The sequence below is a fragment of the Stenotrophomonas sp. YJH_SMC_101-4 genome, from assembly GCF_059370395.1.
Genome location: NZ_JCAFTP010000004.1, coordinates 72877 through 98514, shown reverse-complemented (window position 1 = coordinate 98514; position 25638 = coordinate 72877). Strand labels below are relative to the sequence as shown.

The 25638-nt window shown below is 65.7% G+C and carries 17 protein-coding genes; 2 read left to right on the top strand and 15 right to left on the bottom strand.

Annotated features, from left to right (window positions below; genetic code table 11):
- Positions 1-13: 13 nt before the first annotated feature.
- Genes AC5P8D_RS14765 through AC5P8D_RS14755 form a run of 3 tightly spaced genes read right to left on the bottom strand, consistent with a single transcriptional unit; the run spans position 14 to position 2615 of the window.
- Positions 14-670 (bottom strand): type IV pilus inner membrane component PilO, encoded by a 657-nt coding sequence (locus AC5P8D_RS14765; protein WP_010484063.1) that lies wholly within the window; start codon positions 668-670, stop codon positions 14-16.
- A complete protein-coding gene (locus AC5P8D_RS14760; RefSeq protein ID WP_100446630.1) occupies positions 667-1557 on the bottom strand; it encodes a PilN domain-containing protein in 891 nt (296 codons plus the stop codon). Before AC5P8D_RS14760 ends, AC5P8D_RS14765 begins: the two co-directional genes overlap by 4 nt.
- Complete coding sequence (locus AC5P8D_RS14755; RefSeq protein WP_010484061.1) at positions 1557-2615, bottom strand: pilus assembly protein PilM; 1059 nt, start codon at positions 2613-2615, stop codon at positions 1557-1559. Before AC5P8D_RS14755 ends, AC5P8D_RS14760 begins: the two co-directional genes overlap by 1 nt.
- Before the next feature lie 219 nt (positions 2616-2834).
- Here AC5P8D_RS14755 and AC5P8D_RS14750 point away from each other — a divergent pair, with 219 nt between their 5' ends.
- Both AC5P8D_RS14750 and AC5P8D_RS14745 read left to right on the top strand, forming a co-directional pair.
- Positions 2835-5258, top strand: coding sequence for a penicillin-binding protein 1A (locus tag AC5P8D_RS14750; protein WP_329759963.1), 2424 nt, complete (start codon positions 2835-2837; stop codon positions 5256-5258).
- 360 nt (positions 5259-5618) lie between these two features.
- Entirely contained in the window at positions 5619-6263 is a 645-nt protein-coding gene (locus AC5P8D_RS14745) for a hypothetical protein (RefSeq protein WP_012511978.1), read from the top strand.
- Between the two features lie 176 nt (positions 6264-6439).
- Here the strand turns inward: AC5P8D_RS14745 and AC5P8D_RS14740 are convergent, their stop codons facing one another.
- From AC5P8D_RS14740 to recG, 12 genes are all read right to left on the bottom strand, one after another.
- Positions 6440-7183: a hypothetical protein gene (locus AC5P8D_RS14740; RefSeq protein WP_019659990.1), complete on the bottom strand. Its 744-nt coding sequence runs from the start codon at positions 7181-7183 to the stop codon at positions 6440-6442.
- A gap of 69 nt (positions 7184-7252) precedes the next feature.
- On the bottom strand, positions 7253-12568 hold the full coding sequence (locus AC5P8D_RS14735; RefSeq protein ID WP_053443458.1) for an ESPR-type extended signal peptide-containing protein: 5316 nt from the start codon (positions 12566-12568) through the stop codon (positions 7253-7255).
- A gap of 61 nt (positions 12569-12629) precedes the next feature.
- Positions 12630-13337, bottom strand: a complete 708-nt coding sequence (locus AC5P8D_RS14730) for a pilus assembly protein (RefSeq protein ID WP_049453337.1) — start codon at positions 13335-13337, stop codon at positions 12630-12632.
- Positions 13338-13354: 17 nt separating this feature from the next.
- On the bottom strand, positions 13355-14416 hold the full coding sequence (locus AC5P8D_RS14725) for a CblD like pilus biogenesis initiator family protein (RefSeq protein WP_495203501.1): 1062 nt from the start codon (positions 14414-14416) through the stop codon (positions 13355-13357).
- Positions 14417-14478: 62 nt separating this feature from the next.
- Complete coding sequence (locus AC5P8D_RS14720; protein WP_329766037.1) at positions 14479-17202, bottom strand: TcfC E-set like domain-containing protein; 2724 nt, start codon at positions 17200-17202, stop codon at positions 14479-14481.
- Positions 17203-17256: 54 nt separating this feature from the next.
- Entirely contained in the window at positions 17257-17754 is a 498-nt protein-coding gene (locus tag AC5P8D_RS14715; RefSeq protein WP_053443461.1) for a CS1 type fimbrial major subunit, read from the bottom strand.
- A 340-nt stretch (positions 17755-18094) separates the two neighbouring features.
- Positions 18095-18460, bottom strand: coding sequence for a NirD/YgiW/YdeI family stress tolerance protein (locus tag AC5P8D_RS14710; RefSeq protein WP_029379914.1), 366 nt, complete (start codon positions 18458-18460; stop codon positions 18095-18097).
- 428 nt (positions 18461-18888) lie between these two features.
- The gene (locus AC5P8D_RS14705; protein WP_329759958.1) at positions 18889-19959 is read right to left on the bottom strand and encodes a hypothetical protein; all 1071 of its coding nucleotides are present in this window, start codon (positions 19957-19959) and stop codon (positions 18889-18891) included.
- A 292-nt stretch (positions 19960-20251) separates the two neighbouring features.
- Positions 20252-21529 carry a citrate synthase gene (locus AC5P8D_RS14700; RefSeq protein ID WP_495203446.1) on the bottom strand — a complete coding sequence of 426 codons (1278 nt, stop codon included), beginning with the start codon at positions 21527-21529 and terminating at the stop codon, positions 20252-20254.
- 296 nt (positions 21530-21825) lie between these two features.
- Positions 21826-22068, bottom strand: coding sequence for a type B 50S ribosomal protein L31 (locus AC5P8D_RS14695; RefSeq protein ID WP_010484049.1), 243 nt, complete (start codon positions 22066-22068; stop codon positions 21826-21828).
- Positions 22069-22156: 88 nt separating this feature from the next.
- Positions 22157-23095 (bottom strand): nucleoside hydrolase, encoded by a 939-nt coding sequence (locus AC5P8D_RS14690; protein ID WP_010484048.1) that lies wholly within the window; start codon positions 23093-23095, stop codon positions 22157-22159.
- 428 nt (positions 23096-23523) lie between these two features.
- Positions 23524-25635 carry an ATP-dependent DNA helicase RecG gene (gene recG / locus AC5P8D_RS14685; protein WP_164193015.1) on the bottom strand — a complete coding sequence of 704 codons (2112 nt, stop codon included), beginning with the start codon at positions 25633-25635 and terminating at the stop codon, positions 23524-23526.
- Positions 25636-25638: the final 3 nt, after the last annotated feature.

Sequence of the window (25638 nt, the reverse complement as noted above, 5' to 3'; positions counted from 1 at the left end):
AAGAGGGAACGGATCACTTTTTCTCCTCCTTGCCGGCGTCAGCCGCCTGCTGTGCCTGCACCTCGGTCTCATCCAGATAGCGATAGGTCTTGACCGTGCCGGACAGTTCCAGCGCACCGCTGCGAGCGTTGCCGGTGGCCTTGTCCTTGGGCTTGAGGTTGATGTCGTGCATGGTCAGGATGACCACGCGCGGCAGCGACGCCACGCCACTGACGAAAGCACCGAACTGGTGGTAACTGCCCACCATGCGCAGCTTGATCGGCTTTTCGGCGTAGAACTCCTTGACCTGCTCCTGCTCCGGCTCGAACAGCTCGTTGGTCAGGCCGCTGGACAACGCCGTCTGCGAGATGTCGATGATCAGGTCAGGCATTTCGGTCTTGCTGGGCAGCTGCCGCAACATCTGCTGCAGCACCTGTTCCATCTGTGCCAGCTGCTGCTTCAGCGGTGCCAGGTTCACCGCGCGCTCCTGCTGCTTGGTGAACTCGGCACGCAGATCGACTTCCTTCGATTCCAGGCCGGCCAGTTCCTCGCGCTTGCCACTGATCAGCAGCATCCACGCAACGAACATGATCACCAGCGCCAACAGCGAGCAGAAGACGATCTTGGCCTTCTGCGGCCAGTTGCCGATGTCGTTGAAATCCAGGTTCTTCAGATCGATTTTCTGGCTCATGCGCGATCCCCCTGCAGCGGGGCGTTGAAAGCCTGCGGCGGCTGCGCCAGGCGGCTGCCCTCGGGCTTCGGCGCAGGCTTGGCAGCCGGGGCTGCCGGCTGGTTCGGCGCGGCCGGGGTGGCAGCAGGTGCGTTGACCGGCGCGGCGGTGGGGGCGGGTGCAGCCGGAGCAGCAGCGGACTGGCCTGCGGCCGGTGCAGCAGGCGCCGCTGCATCCGGGCCGGCGGCAAGCGGGGCCACTGCGGGCGGAGCCGGCGTTGCCACCGAACCATCGGCGTTGAGGCCTGGCGTACCGGCCACTTCCTCACTCTGTGCCGGCAGCTTCACCTTGACCACGAACACATAGGGCAGCGCCTTGATGTCGGCCAACGGGCCAACCTTGCCGTCCTTGTCCTTCTCGGGATCACGCGCTTCGATGATCGACAGTTCCGGGTTGGTCATCCAACCGGAGGTCTCCAGGTTGCGCATGTACGCCGAAACACGGGCGTTGGACTGGGTGCGGCCTTCCAGGGTCAGCACGTCGCCTTCCTGCTTCAGCGCGGTCAGCACCAGGCCATCGGGAATCGTGCGCACCAGCGCATCGAACAGGTGCACCATCTGCGAGCGCTTGGCCTGCAGTTCCTCAATGACCTTCTTGCGGGCCAGCAGGCGTTCCTTCTGCGCGTCGAGGCGGTCGATCTCCTTGTTCTGTTCCTTGACCTTTTCGATCTCGGCTTCCAGATAGGCGTTGCGGTCCATCTGGCCGCTCACCTGGCGGTCGTAATAGAACCAGATCACCAGCGACAGCAGCAGGCCACCGATCGCGGCCATGCCCAGCATTGCGTAGAACTCGCGCTGGCGTTGCTTGCGCCGCTCGGCGCGCCAGGGCAATAGATTGATGCGTGCCATCAGTCGAAGCTCCTCAGCGCCAGACCGGTGGCGATCATCAGCGCGGGGGCATCCTGGGCCAGCGCATGTGCGTTCACCTTCGGCCCCAGGGTCATCTGCGCCAGCGGGTTGGCGACCACGGTCGGCACGCCCAGCTGTTCCTCGACCATTTCCGGCAGGCCGCCGAGCACGGCGCAGCCGCCGGCCAGCACGATGTGGTCAACGCGGTTGAACTCGCTGCCTGCGTAGAAGAACTGCAGCAGGCGGCTGATCTGCTGGACCGTGGCTTCCTTGAACGGCTCCAGCACTTCCATCTCGTAGCTTTCCGGCAGCCCACCCTGGCGCTTGGCCAGGCCGGCTTCCTCGTAGCTCAGGCCGTAACGGCGCATGATCTCGTCGGTCAGCTGCTTGCCACCGAACACCTGTTCGCGGCTGTACAGGCTGCGGCCGCCGCGCAGGACGTTGAGGGTGGTCATGGTGGCGCCGATATCGACCAGCGCGACCACGCCCTCGATGGACACCGGCAGCTCGCTGGCGACCAGGGCATAGGCGTTCTCGACCGCGAAGGCCTCCACGTCCATCACCTTGGCCTGCAGGCCCCCCAGTTCCAGGGCCGACTGGCGCAGTTCCACGTTCTCCGAACGCGACGCGGCCAGCAGCACCTGGACCATCTCCGGGTTGTTCGGGATCGCCCCGATCACCTCGAAGTCCAGGTTCACCTCCTCGATCGGGTACGGAATGTAGTTGACCGCTTCCAGCTCGATCTGGGCTTCCATGTCGTTTTCGTCGAGCTCGGCCGGCATCGGGATCACCTTGGTGATCACCGCCGAACCGGCGACGGCGGCAGCGGCCAGCTTGGCCTTGCTCCCCGAGCGGTTCATCGCACGGCGGATGGCCTCACCCACGGCCTCCACTTCCACGATGTTCTTCTCCACCACCGCGTTCGGCGGAAGAGGTTCCACGGCGTAATGTTCCACACGAAAACGGTTGCCACTGCGGGACAGCTGCAAAAGCTTTACCGCAGTCGAACTGATGTCGACGCCTACAAGCGGCGACTGACTTTTTGGGATGAGCCCCACGGTTTCTCCCCTGCCGACGGGCACTTGGACGCAAGACCTGCGCCCGAGCATTAATAACGTATTCTTAGCAAATGGCAACGGCCCTGCTGTGAAGTCCCTCACGGATTCACCATGCAGCCCCTGACTGTTCCCCTTGCGCTCCCCGGCGACGACCCCAGCCGCCACCTTGCGTAATCTATACTCTGCGACCACGAAATTCGCAATCGGAATCTGAACCCGATGACTCGACTCCGCCGCTGGCTGCGCTGGATCTTCCTGATTGTCCTGGTCCTGGCGCTGATCGGCGCGGCCGCCGTAGGCGGTCTGTACTACGCCGTGTCCTCCAAGCTTCCCGACGTGCAGACCCTGCGCGACGTGGAAATGCAGGAGCCGATGTACGTCTACGCTGCCGACGGCAAGCTGATGGCGGTGTTCGGCGAGACCCGGCGTACCCCGATCACCATGAAGGACGTGCCCGAGCGCCTGAAGCAGGCCTTCCTGGCCACCGAGGACGCCCGCTTCTACGAGCATGGCGGCGTGGACTACATGGGCATCGGCCGTGCGGTGTGGCTGCTGGCCACCACCAACGACAAGCGCGTGCCGGGTGGCTCCACCATCACCCAGCAGGTGGCCCGCCAGTTCTTCCTCAGCTCCGAGTACAGCTACACCCGCAAGCTGGCCGAGATCCTGCTGGCGCGGAAGATCGAGTCCGAGCTGAGCAAGGACGAGATCTTCGAGCTGTACCTGAACAAGAGTTTCTTCGGCAACCGCGCCTACGGCGTGGCCGCCGCCGCCGAGTTCTATTACGGCAAGAAGCTGAACGAGCTGGACCTGGACGAGATGGCCTCGCTGGCCGGCATCCCCAAGTTCCCGTCCTCGGGCAACCCGATCTCCAACCCGGAGCGCGCCCGCCAGCGTCGTGACAACTATGTGCTGCAGCGCATGGCCGACCTGAAGTTCGTCAGCCAGGCCGAGGCCGACGCGGCCAAGGCCGTGCCGATGCACGCCACCGCGCATGAGCCGCCGGTGCAGGTCGATGCCCCGTACGTGGCCGAACTGGTGCGCCAGGAAATGATCGCCCGCTTCGGCGGTGACGTGGTCAACAAGGGCTACCACGTCACCACCACGATCGATTCGACCCTGCAGACCGCCGCCAACCAGTCGGTGCGCGACGGCCTGCTGCTGTACGACCACCGCCACGGCTGGCACGGCGTGGAGAAGCAGGTCCAGGTGGGTGCCGGCGAAGACGCCGCCGCCCTGGCCGAGCACCTGCGTGGCCTGTACGGCCAGGCCGGCCTGCTGCCGGCCATCGTTGCCAGCACCGGTGCCGATGGCAGCGCCACCGTGGTGCTGGCCAACCGCAGCGAGATCGTGCTGCCGGCCGGTGCCGCCAAGTGGACCAACAAGACCCCGGGCAAGCTGGTGCAGCGCGGTGACATCGTGCGCGTGCGTGCCGGTGCCAAGGAAGGTGAGTGGCTGCTGGACCAGCTTCCGCGCGGCCAGTCCGCGCTGGTCTCGCTGGATGCCCACAGCGGCGCGCTGAAGGCGCTGGTCGGTGGCTTCAGCTTCTCCGGCAACAAGTTCAACCGTGCCACCCAGGCCCGCCGCCAGCCGGGTTCGAGCTTCAAGCCCTTCATCTACGCCGCGGCCTTCGACAAGGGCTACAACCCGGCCTCGATCGTGCTCGACGCCCCGGTCGTGTTCCGCGACCGCCGCGGCAAGACCTGGGCCCCGCAGAACGACGGCGGCGGTTTCCGCGGCCCGATGCGCCTGCGCGAAGCGCTGGTGCAGTCGCGCAACCTGGTCTCGGTGCGTCTGCTCGATGGCATGGGCGTGGACTACGCGCGCAAGTACATCAGCGAATTTGGTTTCGCCGAATCGGAACTGCCGCCGAACCTGTCGATGTCGCTGGGTACCGCCTCGCTCACCCCGCTGTCGGTGGCCCGTGGCTACGCCGTGTTCGCCAACGGCGGCTCGCGCGTGGACACCTGGCTGATCGACCAGGTGAACGACCGCGACGGCAACCTGGTGTTCAAGGAAAACCCGGCGATGGCCTGCCGCGACTGCGCCGGCAGCAGCGGCCAGCCGGTCAACCAGGTGGTGGACGGCTTCAACTTCGGCGCCCCGGCCCCGAAGGTGGACCCGGCTGCTGCGGCCAAGGCCGAAGCCAAGGCCGAGACCCCGGCCGCGCCGGTCAACCCCGATGCCCGCACCGCCCCGCGCGCGATCGACGCCCGCACCGCCTACCAGCTGGTGTCGATGATGCGCGACGTGGTCCAGCGCGGTACCGGCGCCCAGGCCAAGGTGCTCGGCCGCGAGGACGTGGGCGGCAAGACCGGCTCCACCAACGACCACCGCGATGCTTGGTTCTCGGGCTTCGGCGGCCCGTACGTGACCACCGTGTGGGTGGGCCGCGACGACTTCCGCTCGCTGGGCTACCGCGAATACGGTGGCAAGGCCGCCCTGCCGATCTGGATCGACTACATGCGCACCGCGCTGAAGGACACCCCGATCGCGCAGAACGATCCGCCCAGCGGCATGGTCCAGGCCACCCTCAACGGCGCGACCGAGTGGGTGAAGGTGGAAGACATGGACCGCCTGACCGACTACGACCTGAACCTCAATACGCCGCAGGCCGACGCCGCCGCGTTCGATATCTTCTGAGGAAGGATTCGGTGGGTGCCAACCGTTGGTTGGCACTGCCCTTTGTAGAGCCGAGCCCATGCTCGGCTCCGGTGGCCCGCGGTAGAGCAGCCGAGCATGGGCTCGGCTCTACAGGATCAACGGCACCCTTTTGCCTTGGTAGCAGCCAACCTTGGTTGGCGCCGCCTTTGTAGAGCCGAGCCATGCTCGGCTCCGGGGGCCCGCGGTAGAGCAGCCGAGCATGGGCTCGGCTCTACAGGATCAACGGCACCCGTTTGCCGTGGTAGCTGCCAACCGTTGGTTGGCATCTCCGCGCCATACCCACGCAGATGTCACATCCCTGCGCTACTCTGTACCCAGGTCGCAACAGGGAGTCATCGCATGCATCGCGCCCGTCAGCATGCTGCCAGCCAGACCCGCGAGCGTCGCCACCGCCTCGCCCACGAAGCCGCCCGCCTGATGGCCGAAGGCGGCATCCGCGACTACCACCAGGCCAAGTTGAAGGCCGCCAGCCGGCTCGGCATCCACGACGATGCCTCCCTGCCCCGCAACACCGAGATCGAAGACGCCCTGCGCGAGTACCAGCGGCTGTTCTCCGGGCCCCAGCACGGCAACGAGCTTCAGCGCCGCCGCGAAGCTGCAATGCGTGCGCTGGAGTTCCTGCACGGCTTCGCGCCGCGCCTGGCTGGCCCGGTGCTGGACGGCACCGCCGACGCCAACAGCCCCGTGCAGCTGCACCTGCACAGCGACGACCCGGAGGCCGTGCATCGCTTCCTGGACGAGCACGGCATCCCCGCCGAATCACGGACGCGCCGCCTGCGCATGGACCGCGAACGCTGCCTGGACGTGCCGGTGTGGGTGTTCAGTGCCGAGGAACTGACCTTCGACCTGGCCGTGCTGCCGTACGACGCCCTGCGTCAGGCACCGTTGTCGCCGGTGGACGAGAAGCCGATGCGGCGCGCGTCTGTCGCGCAGTTGCGGCAGGTGCTGGCCGAGGCCGAGATCACCGCGTACATCGGCGGATGACGGCAGCGCCGGCCCATGGCCGGCGAGCGCAGCGGTACCTGCCTTTGGTGGGTGCGGACCGTTGGTCCGCACCGTGCTTCAGGCAACCGATTGCCGACCGAAGAGCAGTCGAGCGCGGCTCGACTCTACAAAAGCTGCGCTACCTGCTCTGGCAGATGGCGCCCATCATGCTCCCGCTACCAGACGAAACGGGTATCGCGCAGCGGGTCGCTGAGCAACCGCGGCAACCAGGGCGCGGGGGCCCGCTGTGGATACTCCCGCATCATCTGCGCATGCATGGCCTGCAGGTCCCGCAGCAAGCCGGCCTGAAAGTAGACGTCGTTGAACGTATCCGACCACCCACTCTTCACCCGCTCACGCTCGCCGCCCTTCAAGAGCGGCATCTGGTCCAGTGGCACGTCCAGGATCGTCGCCAGTGAGGCGTTGATCTGCGCATTCTCCACAGCGGCCTTGCGCACGGGGTCCAACCGATCCCGAATCTGCCGGCAGTCGTAGGGGAAGCACCCGCCTGTGACGTTGATGTAGTCAGCGATGTCCGCCAGCATGTCGGCCTTCAGCCGCCACACCACTTCGCTGTCCATCACCTGCCGTACCCGCATCGTGCGCAGCGTACTCGCCCGCACGTCCTCCGGCGTGGTGAACTCGGCCCCCCGCGTGCTGCCAGCGTGGCGCACCAGCACGATGCGATGGATCGCCTCGTGGGTGACGCCCTCGATGCGCAGCGCCGCTGTATCCGGATGTATGCGCGGCGGCGGCACGCCCAGCATCTGCCACATGTACCACAGGACCAGCAGTAGACCGGCAATGCATAGCCCGCTCATCAGCGTCCACAGATCCAGGTTCCGTGTGTAGTAGCGATAGCGCGCGCGCCAGATATAGAACGTGCGATAGCTGATGAATCCGCTTACCCATCTGTACATTGCCATCTCCTTGGCCAGGACCCCGGCGCGACGGGGTGGATTACGCGCGTCACGCCGGGGCTCCATCGCTTACCAGCCGATGCCCACACCCACGCCCATGCTGCGTTCACCGCTGTTGGTGAACGCACCATTGAGGCTGAAGGTGGCTGAGCCCTTTTCGTTGAGCACACGCTGGTAGCCCACCGCCATGGCCGATTCGCCTTCGGCATAGCCCACGCCCGCGCCGAGGCGGTTGTAGGTGGCCAGGCCGGCGGTGTTCATGGCCATGGCCGTCTGCGCACTGCTCATCGCGGCCATGCGGTTGAAGCGCTTGTCCATCTTGTCCAGGCGACGCTCGAAGTTGCTGATCGCGCCATCGGTGTATTCGTTGGCGCGGGCCAGCATCTTCTCCAGTTCAGCGGTATCGACCTGCGGCGTGGGCGACGGCGTGTCGTCCTTCTTCGACTTCGGCTGTGGCGCGGGCGACGTGCCCTCGCCTGCCGAGGCTACCTGCGGCGAATCGCTGGCTTCCGGTGTTGGCGTGACCTGCTCGGTCGGTGCGGCCGAAGCCGTAGCCAACGCACGCGACTGCGGCTGGCCATCCACGCGCTGCTCCAGGCCATCCATGCGGCCATTGAGCTGCTGCTGCACCGCATGCAGCTGACCACCGTTGACCGCCTCGCGGCTGCCGGCCGCGATCAAGCCGTTGGCCACGTTGGAGATGACCATGCCGTTGGCGCCGGCCAGGGTGAGCTGGGCGGTGCCGTCGCTGCGGGTGGAGGGCGTTTCCTGGAAGACCGAGCGGAGCTGGGTTTCGACGCGGTCCATGCGGGAGCCGGTGGTGACTACGGCGGAGTCGAGGGTGGTAAGTGCGTCGTTGATGGTGTTCTGGTGCTGGCCCTGGACGTTGAAGCCGGGGGTGGTGACGTTGCCGTTGGCGTCGATGTTGCCGCCGAGCGTGGACAGCGCGCCGCGGAGCTGGCCGATGGTGGCTGCGTCGTTGGTGTTGCGGCCGTTGGCTACGTTGACGAGGCGACGCTGGAATGCCGCGTGACCAACTGACACAGTACCAAACTCGTCAGCCACCGAGAGACTGCCTAGTGCAACGCTATACTTAGCACCTGCAGAAACTCGGCTTTCGGCACCAATAGCCATACTGGCATCAGCTTCCACCAATGATCGCGTGCCGACTGCAAACCCGTCGTTAACTCCGTCTCGAATAGAAGCTGCGCGACCGAGAGCAATCGAGTTCATTCCCCCTGCGTAAGCGTACGCGCCGATAGCAACGCCCCCCTCGTTTCCCTTTGCGGCCATCGCCGAATCGCCAACTGCGACGGAGAACGCCCCAGCAGATGCTGCATTCTGTTCTCCACCGCTTCCGATAGATACAAACCTATCCTTGCCCTCCATGTCATTCAGTCGCTGATTAGTCTCGAATAGCTGGCTCCCACGCACCACATCCGAACTATCCGCGGAGAGACGCGCATCGGCGACACCGGTCAGGCGTGCGCCGCCGAAATCGATGAGAGCTCCATCGCTAATCTCAGTCAGCAGATTCCTCTGATCCAAACGCCAATCGCGCCGCATTGCATCAATGTCGCGTCTGTTGTGCTCGATCTTCTGCTCCGCAGCATGCAGCTGATTGCCAGTCACCGCATCACGGCTGCCTGCCGCAATGCGTCCATCGGCCAGATTCGACAGAACCATGCCCTGCGCACCTGCCAAGTTCAGCTGACCAACTCCATCCGCCCGGGTCGAGGGCGACTGTTGGAACGTCGCACGCAGCTGACCTTCGAGGCCATCTACGCGGCTGTCTGACCTGACCACCGCCCCATCGAGTGCAGCCAGGGCATCTCCGACATTGTCCTGCTTGCCACCTTGCACGCTATAGGTAGGCCCAACAACGTTCCCGAAAGCATCCAGGCCTGCACCGCCACCGAGTCCAGCAAGAGCTTCGTTGAGCTGCGCAACGGTGGTCGCATCGTGATCGGAAATGCCACGATCAAGGTTTACCAGGCGCCTTTTTACAGAGCCGTTCCCAACTGAAACAGTATTTGCTTCGGTTGCAATTGAATAGGAACCCAGTGCCACTGCGCCATCAGCGCCCGCTACGACACGGCTCAATGCACCAAAAGCGACGCCTTCTTTTGCATACACGTTGGAACCGACTCCCAACGCAAAGCCTCTTTCTGCGGCCTCTGCGACAACCGCACCTCTTCCTATCGCGACTGAGTTGAACGCACCTGCAACCGCAAAGCTTCCTATTGCCACTCCGCCCTCAGATCCCAGCGAGGCTTTTGCCGAATCGCCCAACGCAACCCCAAACAGACCGGCATCTGCATCAATGCTCTCATCGTCATAGCCAACGCTCAGGAATCGCCCGTTTCGCTCGAGCTCACTAACTCGGACATTGGTCGCAAACAACTGCCCACCATTCACAGCATCCGTACTGGCCGCAGAACTGATATCCCCCGCTGCCACCCCCGATACGCGCGCACCTTCCATGTCCACCAGGTGACGATCAGCACTGAACTTGACCACGCCATCCAGATCCGGATCGAAGTTATCGAAGTCCGTACGCAGCGCATCCAGCTCGATCCGGTTGTCGGCGATACGCCCGTCCTGATCCGTCAGCTGCTGCGCATGCCCAGCCAAAGCCTGTCGCTGCGTCTCCACCGTGGCATTGGTCGCAAACAGCTGCTGCCCGGTCACCGCGTCTGTGCTTCCTGCACTCAGCGTGCCGTTGGCGATGTTGTAGATGCGTCGCTTGGCTCCGGTCTTGTTTGCGACATCCACGATGGTCCCAGTGTTCTCTGCACCCAGGCGAACATTGCCGCTGGCAGACACCTGGCCCACCAGTCCGCCCAAGACATCAGCCTTCTGCACAGCGCCATCGGCTACACCACGGGCGGCATCGGCCGCCGTCTTCGCTGCGGTTGCCGCCGTGCGCACACTGGCCACTTCGCTGTTGGTGGCATTGAGCTGCTGCCCGGTCACTGCATCCGTGCTGGACGCACTGAGCACGCCATTGGCCAGATTCTGCAGTTTGCGCTTGGCGCCACTCTTGTTGGCCACGTCGACGACGGTGCCGGTGTTGTCTGCACCCAAGCGCACGTTGCCACTTGCCGACACTTGCCCCACCAGGCCATCCAGTACCGCCACGCGCGCCTGCGCACCGTCCGCGGTCGCCTTCACAGCAGCCACGCTGGTGTTGGTGGCATGCAGCTGCTTGCCGGTCACCGCTTCACTGCTGGACGTACTCAAGGCGGCATCCGCCACGTTGACCACTTTGCGCTTCAACGAGTCATTGCCCACCGAGACCTGATTGGTCCCAGTCGTTGCTGAGCCATTACCCAGCGCAACCGCGCCTGCATGTGCCGCATTGGCGCGATCACCTAGGGCCAGCGCGCTCTGTGCCTTAGCACTCGCCTGATTACCCAGTGCCGAGGCATACAGGCTGCTGGCAACCGCCCCGCGCCCGACCGCCGTGGCCTGGTTGGCCGACGCGTTGCTCTGGAAGCCCAGAGCGGTGGCGTGCGTGCCTTTACCAGACGCCTCATGGCCGACGGCAACGCCTCGATCACCCGTTGCGACGGCATCCAATCCAAGCGCCACCGCACCGTTGCCACTGCGGGTTCCAGCACCGATGGACACACCCGCGTTGCCACTGATCTTGTTACCCGCGTCATCCACCGTCGCGCGAGCGTCTGCGCCCATGGCGACGCTCTTGCCGTTGTAGGCTTTGGCGTTGTTGCCCAGCGCCGTACTGATGCCGTAGCTGGCCTGCTCCGCGACAGCTCCCGCGCCAAGGGCCACTGCGCTGGCGTTCAGCCGTGTAGCCGTCGCGTCGGCTGCTGCCTGCGCCTTGCTGACATTGGCGTTGGTTGCATTGAGCTGCTTGCCCGTCACCGCCTCGGTGCTGGTCGTGCTCAGCGCCCCATCCTTCAGGCCAGTGATAGTGCGAACAGCATTGGACTTGTTGCGGACATCCAGCACGGTGCCGGTGTTCTCGCCGCCCAAACGTACGTTGCCGCTGGCCGATACCTGGCTGACCAGGCCACTGACCGTATTGGCCTTGGCCAGCGCTGTATTGGCGTTGGTGTTGGCTGTAGTGGCGGTGGTCTGCGCTGCTGTGGCCGTGGTCTTCGCCGCGTCGGCCGCAGTCCGAGCAGCCGTCACGTTGCTGTTGGTTGCATTGAGCTGCCTGCCCGTCACGGCTTCAGTGCTGGAGGTAGAAAGCGCCCCATCCTTCAGGCCGGTGATGCTGCGCACCGCATTGGACTTGTTGCGCACATCCAGCACCGTACCGGTGTTCTCACCACCCAGCCTTACGTTGCCAGCGGCCGATACCTGGCTGACCAGGCCACTGACCGCATTGGCCTTCGCCAGCGCCGAGTTGGCATTGCTGTTGGCCGTGTTGGCGGTGGATTGTGCCGCCGTGGCCGTCGTTTTCGCCCCATCGGCCGCGGCCTGGGCCTTGGTCACGTTGGAGTTGGTGGCATACAGCTGCTTGCCAGTGACCGCATCACTGCTGGTCGAGTTCAGCCCCGCATCGGCCACATTGACTACCCGCCTTTTCACGCTGGCGCTACCGACCGAAACGGTGTTGGCCTCTGTGGCAAGCGATCCACGACCAAGTGCCACAGTGCCATTTGCCGATGTCTTTGCACCATAACCAACAGCCACACCGTCGTACTCTGCGCGCGATTCCCCGCCCAGTGCGATTGCACCCGTCCAGCCACTACTGCCCGCGTACGCATCACCACCGATGGCAATCTTTGAGACGCCAGCCCCGGCATCCGTCATGGACCCACTTCCCACGGCAATGGAGTTATCGGTTCGGGCCTTGGCATTCTGCCCGAGCGCCGTTGCTCCAATCCCGTTGGCCTCACTGTAGGTGCCTACAGCGGTGCCATACCCACCGTTCTTGGTGACGGCATAGTGGCCGAGCGCAATGCTGTTATCTCCCCATGCCTCCGAGAGGCTCCCAAGCGTCACGCTTCTCGCACCCGCGGCACGGCTGCTGATACCTGCCGCGAGACTATGTTCACCGCTGGCACGTGCTTCCGACCCAAGTGCCATGGACTCCTTGCCGTCGATGACACTCCAGTTGGCCCGCGACGTGTTGCTGTACACATCGCCACGATTGACTGCCCGGGTCTCGAATGCGCGCCCGCTGGCGCCAGCCGTTGCGACGAAGGCACTCATTGTCTGTCGTGCCCACCAGGCTGTGTCATCTTCGTCATCCTCGCGCGCGCCAGCAGTCGGCACCACCAGCAACGAAAGAAGCACAAGACCCCCTGCACGAACGGTGGAAGACGCTTTTCCGCGGGATGGCGCCAGCTCGCTGGCCACCACCCAGCACTGACGGGCGCGACTCCACAGACGGCGATAGATACGATTCATTGGATCTCCTTAACAGGAACGTCAGAAAGAACCCACCAGCACCGCTGGCGGGGCTGGGGAATCAGCCGGCGCTGGGCGCCAGGGTCTGCACGTGCTCGCGATAGCCATCGCGAGTCAGGCGGTAACGCATCTGCAACGTGTGTCCCGGTTGCACGGGAAAAGGCAGCTCCAACGCGCTGCCCGGATACAGGCTTCGCGACACGTCGTGCGCGGTGCAGCGCGCACCATCGCAGTCAGCGATGCTGGTGATGCCCACGCGCACCGTGCCGGTGTTGCGCAGGCGATTGCCTTCCACCTGTACCGCCATGGCAGGCTGCGCGGGCAGCACATTGACCAGCGCGCCCCAGACCAGGCTGACGCCGATGTTGGCCTGTGCGCGCTCGCCCTCGCCTGCGCGTTCAATCCCTTCAGGGCCACGCACGCCTTCGAAGTACACGCGGTAGGCGGTTTCCTTCTCGACCGGCTGCAGCGGAATCACCCGGATCAGGCGATTGCCGCCACCGGCCAGCGCGAACTTGCCTGGGGTGATGGCGATGGCCGCTTCGCCGGGCTCGACCTCTACCTCCTGTTCGTCTGCACCGGCCGGATTGACGATGCGCTTGATCGAGGCCTGCACGTACTGCGGCTGGGTGGACTGCGAATAGATGCGGATCTGCGCACCCTTCTTCACGTCCACCGACGTGCGCATGGGGTGCACGGTGAGATTGGCGTGGGCAGGCATCGCCATCAGCAGCGACAAGGGAAGCAGGCAACGAATGAGAGGCTTCATCGGGGGCTCCATGGGAATCAGGGCGTGACAGTGGGAACGCGCAGTTCCACTTTGAGATCGCCGTCGTAATAGCCGGGGCGTTTACCGCTGACCGGCACGCGTGGGGTGTCCAGCGTCAAAGGCGTGGGCACGCAGAACACCGGCTGTGTCATGCCGGGTAACAGCACCAGGCGCAGCTTTGCGGTATCGATGCCATGCAGCAGCTGCTCCACGCCGTTGCGCAGGGGTATGGCGCTGCCGTTGTGATCGAGGGTGACGGTGTAGTCCACGCGCTGCGTGGCATCACTGCCGCCGTCGGTATGCCAGACCGAATAGCCGGAAGGCCCCGGAGGACGTGGCCCGCTGTCGCGCACGGTGACGCCCAGGTACTGGCTCTGCGAGCCCAGTCCGTCGTACAGGCACATGTCGAGTTGGGTTCGCCCTCCCACGGTCTGCGCGATCGGGTCGTACTGCAGGTTCAGGCCGACGTGCGGGGTGACCTGATCGAAGAGCGGGAAGTAGATGGAGACCGCGTTGTAGTCGGTGATGGTGAAGTCGAACTTGAATGAGTAGGTCGCAAGCACTGGTCCGTTGACCGCTTCATGCAGGTCGAGGAAGGCAACTGCCTCCCAAGTTCCAGCCACAAGCCTTTCAATCTCGGAACCCGGCAATTCCAAATGGGCGCCTGTGCCTATCGGCCACTCCTGCCCACACTCAGCTGAAGAGGAAGACCATGGCGGAAGCTCTGCCTGGCCCCAGAAGTCACCTGAGCAAGCTCGCCCAGGCATTGCTCTCGCGAGAAAACCAAGAAGCTGTATTTCCTCAACCAATCCCGAACGCTTCTCGGTGGCACGAATCGTCACCGCGCCCCTTCCTGTATCGAGCGCATTGCCGACAGTAGGGCACCGCCCTTGAGCTGCGTCAGTTGACGATCGGCAAGTCAGATGCAGCGATCCGTAGCGCGTCGAACTTGTCTCATAGCCAAGCACAGTCCTCGGTGCCCACAACTCGATATCCCCGGGCATCGCAGCGCGATCCCAGCTCATCACGATGTCGCGATGCTCACTCGTCGGATGCGTTTCCGGCGGCCGCTGCGCCATCGCCCGCGGCGCCAACACCACCAGCGCACACAGCACCGCCATCACCCACCACAACCGCCGGCTCACTGCGCACCTCCCGCGGCCGCGGTCTGCGGCGTGGCGGCAATCAATGCCTGCTCCTGCAGCAGTCGCGTCACCCGTGCCTGATGGCGGATATCGGGCGGCAGCTGCGCCACGGCCAACGGCTCGCACTGCACGGCGCCCACCAGCATCACCACGCTGCGGCGCTCGCGCACCTGCAGCGGGCAGTGCAGCAGCCGGTCGTCCTGCAGCAGGTACAGGGTCTTTTCGCGTCGTGGGAAGTCGGCCACGAAGCCTCCGTTGCTGCCGGTGCCGGGCACCGGCGCGTTGAGAATGCGGGCGCCGCGCAGCGGTGCGCCGGCGATGTCGTGGGCGTTGCCGATGAAGGTGTAGGTCACTTCAATCGGCACCGGCATGCGCACCAGCCGCCCGGGCGAGAGGAACAGCGGACGCGCGCCGCCGACGCCGCTCACACGCACGGCGGCGATGCTGTCCAGTGCGCTGGCGTCCTGCACTTCGGCGCGGTGCGATTGGTAGGCGGACACCGGCAGCAGGCGGCGTTCGCCCAGCTTCAGCCGCTGCCGGCGCAGGCCGCCTACCTGCAGCTCGGCGGCAACGCCGGTCAGGTCCAGGTCGTCGGTGCCATCCACCTGCACCGCCAGCCCGGCATCGGCGCCCACGCCTGCGCCCCAGTACAGCCCACGCGAGCCGATGGCCAGGCCGGAACTGTGCGTGGCGCTGTACGCCACTTCATTGCCACCCTGGTGCTGGTAGCGCGATACCGTGGCACCGGTCTGGCCGATGCGGTTCTGCAACTGCCCGCTCAGCGTGGCGCTGTAGCGCTCGTTGTTGTTGCCACGCAGTTCGCCGGACACTTCGCGGTACTGGTCTTCGTATTCCTGGCGCAGGGTCTGGCCGGCGCTGTAGTTGACGTCCGGCCGTGCATGCTGCGGCTGGCGCACATCCAGGCCGTAGCGACGCTGCGAACTGCCGCCATCACCGCGCTGCAGGCGGTTGAGGCTGACGTTGAAGTAGATGCCGCGGTCGCGGCCATCGCGCAGGCCGCCGCCACTGGTCTGCTGCCACACGCCGATGCGGCTGGAGACACTGAACTCGCCCCAGCGCTGGCTGCGGCTGTAGCTGGCCTGCCAGGTGCGGCTGAGCTGCGGCACGCGCGTGGGCTGTGGCAGCCACGGCGGCAACAGCGGGTCCAGCCCCGCCATCGGATCATCCCCCAGCCCCGGCTGCACGGTGCCTGCGCGCCAGGTCTGGCGGCGGGTGTAGGCCAGATAGGCATTGCCGCCCGCCACCGGCAGCGCCATCGAGGCGCTGAGCGAGTCTGCACAGCCGAGCCGGTCGCGCGCGTCGTCCTCGAACTGGCAGGCGCGGCCGCGCATGCGCTGGTGGTACACATTCCACGAGGCGCGGCGACGATATGAAAGCTGATGCTGCTGGCCACGGCTGCCATCGCTGCCGTGCATGCCGCTGAAAGCGCCGCGGATCTCCTGGGTGGCGAACACATGGCGCAGGTCAAGCCGCAGTTCGCCATAGCTGAAGCCACCGAGGTCGGCGACACCGGCCGTCACTGCCACGTTGCGCGACATCGGCACGCGCAGGCCGGCCATCGCTGCCAGCTCGTCGTTGAAACGGTCGCTGCGGCGCTCGTTACGGCGGCCACCCTGCATGAACCACTGCACGCTGCTGTCGGTCCAGTCGCCGCCCTTGTCGAACGGCGCGTCCTCGCTGCGCACCAGCACACCGTCTTCGTAGATGCGCAGGGTGACGGTGTAGTTGCCCAGCGGGAACCGGCGCGTATCGAGCTGGTTGATACCGGCCTGCAGGTAGAAGGTCTGCAGCAGGCGCTCGCCATCGAAGGCATCCACCCGTGCATCGCGTGCCAGCAGCACGGTGAGCGGCGTGGCTTGTACGGCGGCCGCCGAATCCACGTAGGCCTGCGTGGTGCCCAGGCGCAGGCCCTGGAAGCGGTCCATCGGCAGCATGCTGAAGCTGAAGGTGCCGCCCTGCGGGCTGCTCAGGTTGCGGCGGTCCATGCGCCCGGCCTGCAGGTAGTGCTGCTGCCCCAGGTCATGGCGGTAATAGGCGTTGTCCAGCTGGAAGTCGCGGTTGGCGCGGCCGCCGCGATAGTGCTGCTGGCTGAAGGTCCAATCGGCAGACAGGTGCCCGCGCTGCAACACGCCCAGCGCGCCCATGCCCTGCGCGGCCAGCGACTGGTAGCCGCGGCCGCCGCTGACGTTGAGCGTGTGCTGGTGCAGGAAGGCATTTTCGGCATTGGCGCTGACCTGGTGGTAGCGCTCGGCGGCCGGTTCGCCGGGAATCCATTGGCGGGCGACAAACAGGCGCACGGCGCCCTCGCCTTCGTCATACAGCGCGCGCACGGCGGTGGGCTCCTCGGGGGGATCGATGTAACCGCAACCGGCGCTGGCGCCGCCATAACGGCAGGCCAGATGGCTGTTGCGCGGCAGCGGCTGCGACAGCGCCGGCAACAACGCGACCTGTGCCTCGGCCGGCAGCTGCAATGCCTGCAGCGCCTCCGCCGGGGCCTCCAGCTGCACGTGTTCCAGGGTCACGCGCACCGGCACCAGCCCGGTTGAACGGCCGAACAGGCGTACCTCGAGTTGTTCGGTCTGGCCTTCGACCAGATCCTCGAAACCGGCGGGTACGCCGCGCGCCGCGACCAGGGGCGTGGCCAACGACAGGGCGAGCGCGACCGCCAGCCGGGTGACGGCGGGTGCGGGAGATTTCATGGGGGTGTTACCGGAAGCGGCCGGCCCGGCAAGCGGGCCGGCGCGGCAGCAGACTTAGGGCTTCTGCACCAGGGCGATGGTGACGATGCCTTCGTAGGTACCGCCCTTGGCGATCGGCGCCTGGACGGTTTGCGCGATACGCAGCGGCATCGGAATCGAGGCGCCCGGCAGTGCGCCGTCGTACAGGTCAGAGGCGGAGAAGTCCTGCGCGGCCACGGTCAGTGCCCTGCCGTTGAGGCTGACGGTCAGCGGCACCGGGGCGCCACTGCCATCGGTATTGAGCAGCTGCGGGGCGCTGCCGACGCGCACTTCGATGTCCTTGTCTTCGTCGTTGGAGTAGATGCGCACCTGCTGGGTCCACGGCACCAGGCCGGTGACCGGGTTGTGGACCAGGTTCACGACGGAGTCCAGTGCGGTGCCATCGGCCTTGAGCAGGGCCAGGGTCGGGTCGACGTTGGCCCAGACCTTGATGTCGGCGTCGAAGGCGTTGGCGGACAGCGAAACAGTGGCCAGCGCTGCAGCGAGCGTGGCCTTCTTCAGAATGGCGTGCATGTGTGTCTCTCTCGGACAGGGGGAATATGAAAGCCCCCCTCCCCAAGGAGAAAGGGAGGGAGGCGCCGCCCGTGGAGGTGGTCACGGGCGACGAGAGAATGGTAGGTAGGCCTACCGCACGCAGGCCATGCAACAATTCCTAAATAGCTGGACGTTAAGAAGAATTCTTGAGGGCTTTCAATGTTTGAGGATTATGCAAATTTCCTCACGACTTGAATGCAAGAAACCTCATTGCGTTGCATTTGTGGCGTCGAGCGATACTCGACTGTCGCTTGAGGCGCACCGTGTGCGCATGAGTCGAGCACGGCTCGACGCTACGTGTAGAAATCGCGAACGACCTTCAATGCGCAGGCACCACGGCGACGTACTCCACGTCGATGTCGGTGGGCTTGAAGCGGTGCGTATCCACCTCACCGTGCAGCTCCACCACGGTGGTCGCGCTGACGGCCTGGTGGCTGGGCAGATCCTTGTCGTCGATTTCCACATCGATCTCGCCGGTGGCGTCCTTGAAGCGGTAGCGCTCGTGGCCGATCCTGGCCACCAGCGTGCCCCGCAAAACCACCGGCTGATCGTCACGCTGGGCGCGCGCCTCGGCAACCGTGGTGACGGCATGGGTGGCGCCCGGGCCGGTGTACTGGGCAAAGGCCCCAGCGCTGAGCAGGCTCAACGTGGTGGCGATGAGCGCAAGGGTGAGTCGTCGGTTCATGGTGTTGTCCATGCAGGGATAAGTGCCCACAGCTTCCTTCGCCTCGACTGTGACGCCCATGCAATAACTCCGAAAAGATGTGAAAACGACATCCCATGTCAGAAACCATTCATCGTGGACCCGACGCCTCTTTCAGCATCCATTCCGAGCGGATTTTCCGCGGCCTTCCGGCGTGCGCTGGGGTGTTCGCCGAGCCGGTATGCGCAGTCGTAGTTCAGCTGCCGCGTCTTGCTTTTGTAGCGTCGAGCAGGACTCGACGCTGCAGACACATGCTCACGCACGACGGGATGGCATCAGGCCGCCGTGCGGCGGCCTGACGGGTCCCACTCAACGATGCAATCTCAGAAGAAGATTGCGTACAGGATCAGCAGCGGAATCGGCACGCCCAACAGCCAGAGCAGAATCATTTTCATCTCGGGTCTCCTCGTTCAAAGGTCGCGGCGGCGGCCGCCCCAGGTGGCGCTGAGGCTGGCGAAGAACGCGCCGATCAGCAGGGTGATGAACAGCCACAGCGCGGCATACGCTGCGGCCTTGCGGGCATCGTCGGCCGCCTGCTTGGCGGTGGTCTTTGCCTTCTCCAGCGCGGCACGCATGCGCGTCTGCACATCGGTCACACGGGCCTGCGCTTCGGCCGGGCTCATGCCGGTCTCGCGCGCGATCAGCTGCGAGAGGTACTGGCTGTCGGCCGGGTCCAAGCCCTCGCCCTGCAGGCTGTTGACGATGATGCGGTTCACTTCGGCGCGGACTTCGCGGCGGTCGCCCACCGGGCCGTTGCCCGGCATCGGGCGTGGCGGCGGACCCATGCGCGCGTCGCGCGGGCCGACACTAGCGGCCGGCGGCGGCGGCGAGGGAGCATTCGGATCCATCGGCGCACCCGGCGGCGGCGCTGTCGGATCAGACGGCCCTGCGCTGGTCGCGCTGCGGAACAGCGAATCGACCCAGTAGTTGAGGTCGCCTTCCGGAGCCGCGCCGGCGGCGCTACCGGCACCTGCGGCCGCAACGCCGGCCGTGGATGCAGCGGCGCCTGCAGTGGCACCCGCCACCTTCGCGCCCGTGCCGAGCACGCCGCCGATGGCCGAGGTCAGCAGGCCCGCAGTCAGCAGCGTGGCCACGGCCCACGACACGAAGCCGTGCGCGGTATCGCGGAAATAGGTTTCATCGCCATGGATCTGCGTCCACTTGGTGCGCAGGCGGCCGGCCAGATAGCCGCCCAGACCCGATGCGGCCAGTGCGGTGAAGGTGAGCCAGGCGATGCTGGACCAGCCGAAGGTTTCCTTGCTGACGCCTTCGAACGACCACGGCGACACCGAGGAGAGGCCAAGGCCGACACCGAGGATGAGCAGGATGAGGGAGAGTGCGGCGGCAGCGGCGGCACCTGCGAAGATCGCGCCCCAGGAAACGGCGCTTTCGCTGGGAGGGGCGACGATGGGGGCGGTGACGACAGTGGCGACGTCGGGACCAAGCGGGCCGCGCTCGGGTGGGTCGAATCGGGTACTCATCGGGATGGACGCTCCATTTCAAGTGCTGCGGATGCAGCTGGCGTCCTGAGGCTGCGCGAGCGGTCGTGAAGCTGGCGAGACCCCTGAATCACGCGGTCTTTGCGCGATGAAGCGCGTGCCAACCAAGGTTGGCACCTACCGAAGGCGGATGCGGTGGTAGATCCACGCCATGCGTGGATGGTTTTTCGCGGGCGCCGAAATCGTGCGGACCAACGGTCCGCACCTACCAGGTCCGCGCAAAAAAAAACGCCCCGCGGATGCGGGGCGTTCTCAGCACAACCTACGCGGGCGATCAGCCCTGGTAGTCGCGCACGTCGCTGCCGGTGTAGACCTGGCGCGGACGGCCGATCTTCATTTCCGGATCAACCTGCTGTTCCAGCCAATGCGACACCCAGCCGGAGGTACGGCCCAGGGCGAACATGACGGTGAACATCTCGGTCGGGATCTGCAGCGCCTTGTAGATGATGCCGCTGTAGAAATCGACGTTCGGGTACAGCTTGCGGGCGACGAAGTACTCGTCCTGCAGCGCGGCCTGTTCCAGCTTCACGGCCACGTCCAGCAGCGGATCCTGCACGCCCAGCTGCTTGAGCACCTTGCTGGTCATCTCGCCGATGACCTTGGCGCGCGGGTCGAAGTTCTTGTAGACGCGGTGGCCGAAGCCCATCAGGCGGAAGCCGGAGGTCTTGTCCTTGGCCTTGACCACGGCGGACTCGACGTTGTCGGCAGTGCCGATCTCTTCCAGCATCTTCAGCACGGCTTCGTTGGCACCGCCGTGGGCCGGACCCCACAGCGCGGTGACGCCAGCGGCGACCGACGCGTACGGGTTGGCACCGGTCGAACCGACCAGGCGCACGGTCGAGGTCGAGGCGTTCTGCTCGTGGTCGGCGTGCAGGATGAACAGCAGGTCCAGCGCCTTGACCACGTCCGGGTTCAGATCGTACTGGCCGTCAGCTGACTCGAAGGTCTGCTTCAGGAAGCGGCTGACATAGTCCAGCGAGGTGTCCGGCTTGTTGGCCGGCAGGCCCTTGCCGTGGCGGTAGATCAGCGCCGACAGGGTCGGCACCTTGGCGATCAGGCGCACGGCAGCCCGGCGGCGCTGTTCGGCGTCGGACAGGTCCAGCGAGGCGTGATAGATGCCCGACAGCTGCGCGATGGCGGCGGTCAGGATCGCCATCGGATGGGCATCCTTGGCGAAGCTGCCGATCAGGGTGTTGATCGAATCGTCGACGTTGGCTTCGGCAGCCAGCTCATCGGTGAAGGCCTTCAGCTGCTCGGCGCTCGGGCGCTCGCCGTTGATCAGCAGGTAGGCCACTTCGACGTAGCTCGACTTTTCCGACAGCTGTTCGATCGGGTAGCCGCGGTACAGCAGCACGCCCTTGTCGCCGTCGATGTAGGTGATGGCGGACTTGCAGCTGGCCGTCGCGGTGAAGCCGGAATCGTAGGTGAAATACCCCGTTTCCTTGGTCAGCTTCGCGATGTCGACGCAGTCGTTGCCAAGGGTGGGTTTGATGACGGGCAGAACGACCGACTTATCGCCGGCGTTGAGCGTGACCTGATCAAGATCGGACACTGTGTGCGCTCCTTCATGGGAAGGCGCCTGCCCAAGCGCATTGGTCAGGCACGTGAATGACGTCCTCGGCCTGTGCCGGGGATCAGGTCATTATCGCACAGCAGCATTTGCCCGGCGCTAGACAGAAGTCGTATACGACAGGCGGCCAGACGCCGGCCGTTGAGCGGCCCGGATCGGCAAAAGTGTTGTCACACGAACGCAGTGTTCCGTCCATCCAAACGCCCGTTGGGTTGGCGTTGGGGAAAAACAAACGGCCGCGCAGAGCGCGGCCGTCGGTTCGAAGCTGGATCGACAGATCAGCGCGCGTAGCGCTTCTGGAACTTGTCGATACGGCCCGAGGTGTCGATGACCTTGTGCTTGCCCGTGTAGAACGGGTGCGAAGCCGAGGAAATTTCAACCTTCACCAGCGGGTAGTCGTTGCCGTCTTCCCACTTGATGGTTTCCTTCGTCGCCATGGTCGAGCGGGTCAGGATCTTGAAATCGGAGGTGACGTCATGGAAGACGACGTCGCGGTAGTTCGGATGGATATCGGCCTTCATGGGCTCACACCGTAAATGGGCTGGTGGTCAAGAGCGGCATTATAAGCACCGGTTGCCGCTCGGGGCAACCGGTGCGGGTCAATCGGCTTCAGTCCGCGCCCAGGGCCTGGCGCACCAGGGCCTCGAAACGCTGCTGGTCGTAGGCCATCAGCAGATCGCAGTTGTCCGGCTGGCCGGTCTGGCGGTTCCAGTCGACGATGGTGGCACCGCGGCTGAACGTACCGTTCAGTTCCACGTTCAGCGGGCGCGACTCGACCCGCAGCTGCCCTTCCGGGTTCAGCGCCCAGGCCATGGCCACCGCATCGGCGGTGTACCAGCGGCCGCCCTTGCTGTCTTCGGACAGGCCACGGGTCTTGCGCGAGATCAGCTCGTAGAAACGGGCGCGATCGGAATCGGCCTGCAGCCACTTCTCGGCGTCCTGCAGCGGCAGGCCATGGGCGACGGTAGCCTCCCAGTCCGACACCAGCAGGTGCTTGAACGAGGTGAACACCACGTGCGCCGCTTCCGGATCGAACGCGATGTTGAATTCGGCCGCCGGGGTGATGTTGCCGTGGCAGGTGACCGCGCCGCCCATCACCACGATGCGCTTGATGCGCTGTGGCAGGGTCGGGTCCAGCTTCAGCGCCAGTGCGAGGTTGGTCAGCGGGCCGAGCATCACCAGCATCAGTTCGCCGGCGTGCTCGTGCGACAGGCGCAGGATGGCCAGCGCGGCGTGCTCGGCTTCGGCCTGGCGGCTCGGCGGCGGCAGGTCCACGTCGCCGTAGCCGTCACGGCCATGCACGTGGGCAGCGTCAACGGAGGGATGCAGCAGCGGATCCGGGCTGCCGGCAAACACCGGCACGTCGGCGCGGCCGACGATGTCGCAGAGCTTGAGGGCGTTGCGGACGGTGTATTCGAGGCCGACATTGCCGGCGGCGATGGTCAGGGCGACCACGTCGTGCCGTTCATCGGCGAAGGCCATCAGCAGGGCCAGGGCGTCGTCCACACCGGGGTCGGTGTCGATCAACAGCGGGATCTTGTGGGTCATCGTTGCCGTCTTCAGATCGGCAACGAAGTGTGGACCGGGATGATGACCGTTGCAAGTACGGGGTGTTGGGGTTCTGGCAGGGCTGCGCCCTGCACCCGCAGAGGCAGGAGCAACGGCAACGGCAACAGCAACGTCGAAAGCTGGTTTCCTGGGGTATGGCGGGGTGGGTCCGGTGGCGGGGGACGCCGTGAACCCGTCCATGGGGGCTTGGCCGCGGCATCCATGCCGCGGACACCCCCGCAACCGGACCCACCCCGCCTTCGACAGATCGCTACCGCTGTTGGTAGGTGTCGACCTTGGTCGACACATCCACGCAATGCGTGGATGAACATGGAAATGATCGAAAGCGATGTCTGTAGAGTCGAGCCATGCTCGATTCACGCGCGCAGCGCGAACGGCAGCCGAGCATGGGCTCGGCTCTACAGGGATCAGGCCGAGGCGTAACGCACGGCGGTGCCGATCCAGCGCTGCACCACGCGGTCGGCCAGCGTGGGTTGCTGGGCCAGCAGGCGCTCGGCCAGGTCGTGCACGCCGGGCAGCAGGCCGGCATCGCGGGCCAGATCGGCGATGCGGAAACCGGCCAGGCCGGTCTGCCGCGTACCCAGCAGTTCGCCGGGGCCGCGCAGTTCCAGATCCTTTTCGGCAATGACGAAACCATCGTTGGTTTCGCGCATGGTCTGCAGGCGCTCGCGTGCCATCTGCGAGAGCGGTGCCTGGTACAGCAGCACGCAGCGCGATACCGCCGAACCACGACCGACGCGGCCGCGCAGCTGGTGCAGCTGGGCCAGGCCGAGGCGCTCGGCGTTCTCGATCACCATCAGCGAGGCGTTCGGCACATCCACGCCCACTTCAATCACCGTGGTCGCCACCAGCAGATCGATGTCGCCGGCCTTGAACGCGACCATCGTCGCCAGCTTCTCGGCGGCTTTCAGGCGGCCATGCACCAGCCCCACGCGTACGCCGGGCAACAGCGCCTGCAGCGATTCGTAGGTGGCCTGCGCGGGCGTGGCATCCAGCTCTTCGCTTTCCTCGATGAGCGTGCACACCCAGTACACCTGCCGCCCTTCCTGGCAGGCCAGGGCGATGCGCTCGATCAGCTCCGGGCGACGATCGTTGTTCAATGCGACGGTCTGCACCGGGGTGCGGCCCGGCGGCAGTTCGTCGATGGCCGAGACATCCAGGTCTGCGTACTCGGACATCGCCAGCGTGCGCGGAATGGGCGTTGCGGTCATCACCAGCTGGTGCGGCACGCTGTTGCCGCCTGCGCCCTTGTCGCGCAGGGCCAAGCGCTGGTGCACGCCGAAGCGGTGCTGCTCGTCGACGATGGCCAGTGCCAGATCCTGGAACACCACCGCCTCCTGCATCAGCGCGTGGGTGCCGACCACCACCTGCGCTTCGCCGCTGGCGACCTGCTCCATCACCTTCGCGCGCGCCTTGCCGGTGACCTTGCCGGCCAGCCAGGCGATGCGCACGCCGAGCGGTTCCAGCCAGCCGCGCAGATTGTTGAGATGTTGCTCGGCCAGCAGTTCGGTGGGGGCGGCCAATGCGACCTGCTTACCCTGCTCCACCGCCAGCATCGCCGCCAGCGCGGCGACCACGGTCTTGCCGGAGCCGACATCGCCCTGCACCAGCCGCAGCATCGGGCTGGGGCGCGCGAGGTCCTCGCGGATCTGCTTGAACACGCGCGCCTGTGCGCCGGTCAGGGCGAACGGCAGCTGCTTCAGCAATGCCTTGGCCAGCTTGCCGGGGCCGGCCAGCGGCGGTGCATGGTGCGCCTGCAGCGCGATGCGCTGGCGACGCAGGCTGAGGTGGTGGGCCAGCAGCTCTTCCATCGCCAGGCGACGCTGCGCTGGATGAGTGCCGGCGGCCAGTGCGGCCAGGTCGGCATCCGGCGGCGGCCGGTGCACGGTCAGCAGCGCACTGCGCAGCGACGGCAGGCCGAGGCCATCGAGCCAGCCGCTGGGCAGCAGTTCCAGCGTGCCTTCCTCGGGCAGGCGGTCCAGCGCCTGGCCGATCAGCTTGCGCATGGTCATCGGGCCGACGCCTTCGACGGTGGGATACACCGGGTCGAGGCGGTCACCGAGTTCGGGATCGTCGTTGCGGCCCAGTACCTGGTAGCTGGGGTGGACGATTTCCAGGCCGAGCTGGCCCGGCTTGGGCGTGCCGAAGCAGCGCAGCCGGTTGCCGACCGCGAACTGGCCGACCTGCTGCTGGCGGAAATGGAAGAAGCGCAGCACCAGGGTGCCCTGCCCTTCGTCTTCCACTGCCACCTTCAGCATCGGCCGGTAGCGCATGCCGCGCTCGACCGCGACCACCCGCCCTTCCACCTGCGCCGGCACGCCGTTGCGCAGGTCTTCGATGCGGGTCAGCCGGGTGCGGTCTTCATAGCGCAGTGGCAGATGAAGCCAGAGATCCTGCAGGGTGGCCAGGCCACGCGCCTGCAGTTTGGCGGCCACGGCCGGACCGACGCCCGCGAGCATCGCCAGGGATGCTTCGCCGGACGGTGACAGGACCGGGGTGACCGCCGCCTTGCGTGCCACGTG

Coding starts and splice junctions, on each gene's coding strand:
- AC5P8D_RS14765 (WP_010484063.1), bottom strand. CDS start 670: ATGAGCCAGAAAATCGATCTGAAGAACCTGGATTTCAACGACATCGGC.
- AC5P8D_RS14760 (WP_100446630.1), bottom strand. CDS start 1,557: ATGGCACGCATCAATCTATTGCCCTGGCGCGCCGAGCGGCGCAAGCAA.
- AC5P8D_RS14750 (WP_329759963.1), top strand. CDS start 2,835: ATGACTCGACTCCGCCGCTGGCTGCGCTGGATCTTCCTGATTGTCCTG.
- AC5P8D_RS14745 (WP_012511978.1), top strand. CDS start 5,619: ATGCATCGCGCCCGTCAGCATGCTGCCAGCCAGACCCGCGAGCGTCGC.
- AC5P8D_RS14740 (WP_019659990.1), bottom strand. CDS start 7,183: ATGTACAGATGGGTAAGCGGATTCATCAGCTATCGCACGTTCTATATC.
- AC5P8D_RS14735 (WP_053443458.1), bottom strand. CDS start 12,568: ATGAATCGTATCTATCGCCGTCTGTGGAGTCGCGCCCGTCAGTGCTGG.
- AC5P8D_RS14730 (WP_049453337.1), bottom strand. CDS start 13,337: ATGAAGCCTCTCATTCGTTGCCTGCTTCCCTTGTCGCTGCTGATGGCG.
- AC5P8D_RS14725 (WP_495203501.1), bottom strand. CDS start 14,416: ATGGCGCAGCGGCCGCCGGAAACGCATCCGACGAGTGAGCATCGCGAC.
- AC5P8D_RS14720 (WP_329766037.1), bottom strand. CDS start 17,202: ATGAAATCTCCCGCACCCGCCGTCACCCGGCTGGCGGTCGCGCTCGCC.
- AC5P8D_RS14715 (WP_053443461.1), bottom strand. CDS start 17,754: ATGCACGCCATTCTGAAGAAGGCCACGCTCGCTGCAGCGCTGGCCACT.
- AC5P8D_RS14710 (WP_029379914.1), bottom strand. CDS start 18,460: ATGAACCGACGACTCACCCTTGCGCTCATCGCCACCACGTTGAGCCTG.
- AC5P8D_RS14705 (WP_329759958.1), bottom strand. CDS start 19,959: ATGAGTACCCGATTCGACCCACCCGAGCGCGGCCCGCTTGGTCCCGAC.
- AC5P8D_RS14695 (WP_010484049.1), bottom strand. CDS start 22,068: ATGAAGGCCGATATCCATCCGAACTACCGCGACGTCGTCTTCCATGAC.
- AC5P8D_RS14690 (WP_010484048.1), bottom strand. CDS start 23,095: ATGACCCACAAGATCCCGCTGTTGATCGACACCGACCCCGGTGTGGAC.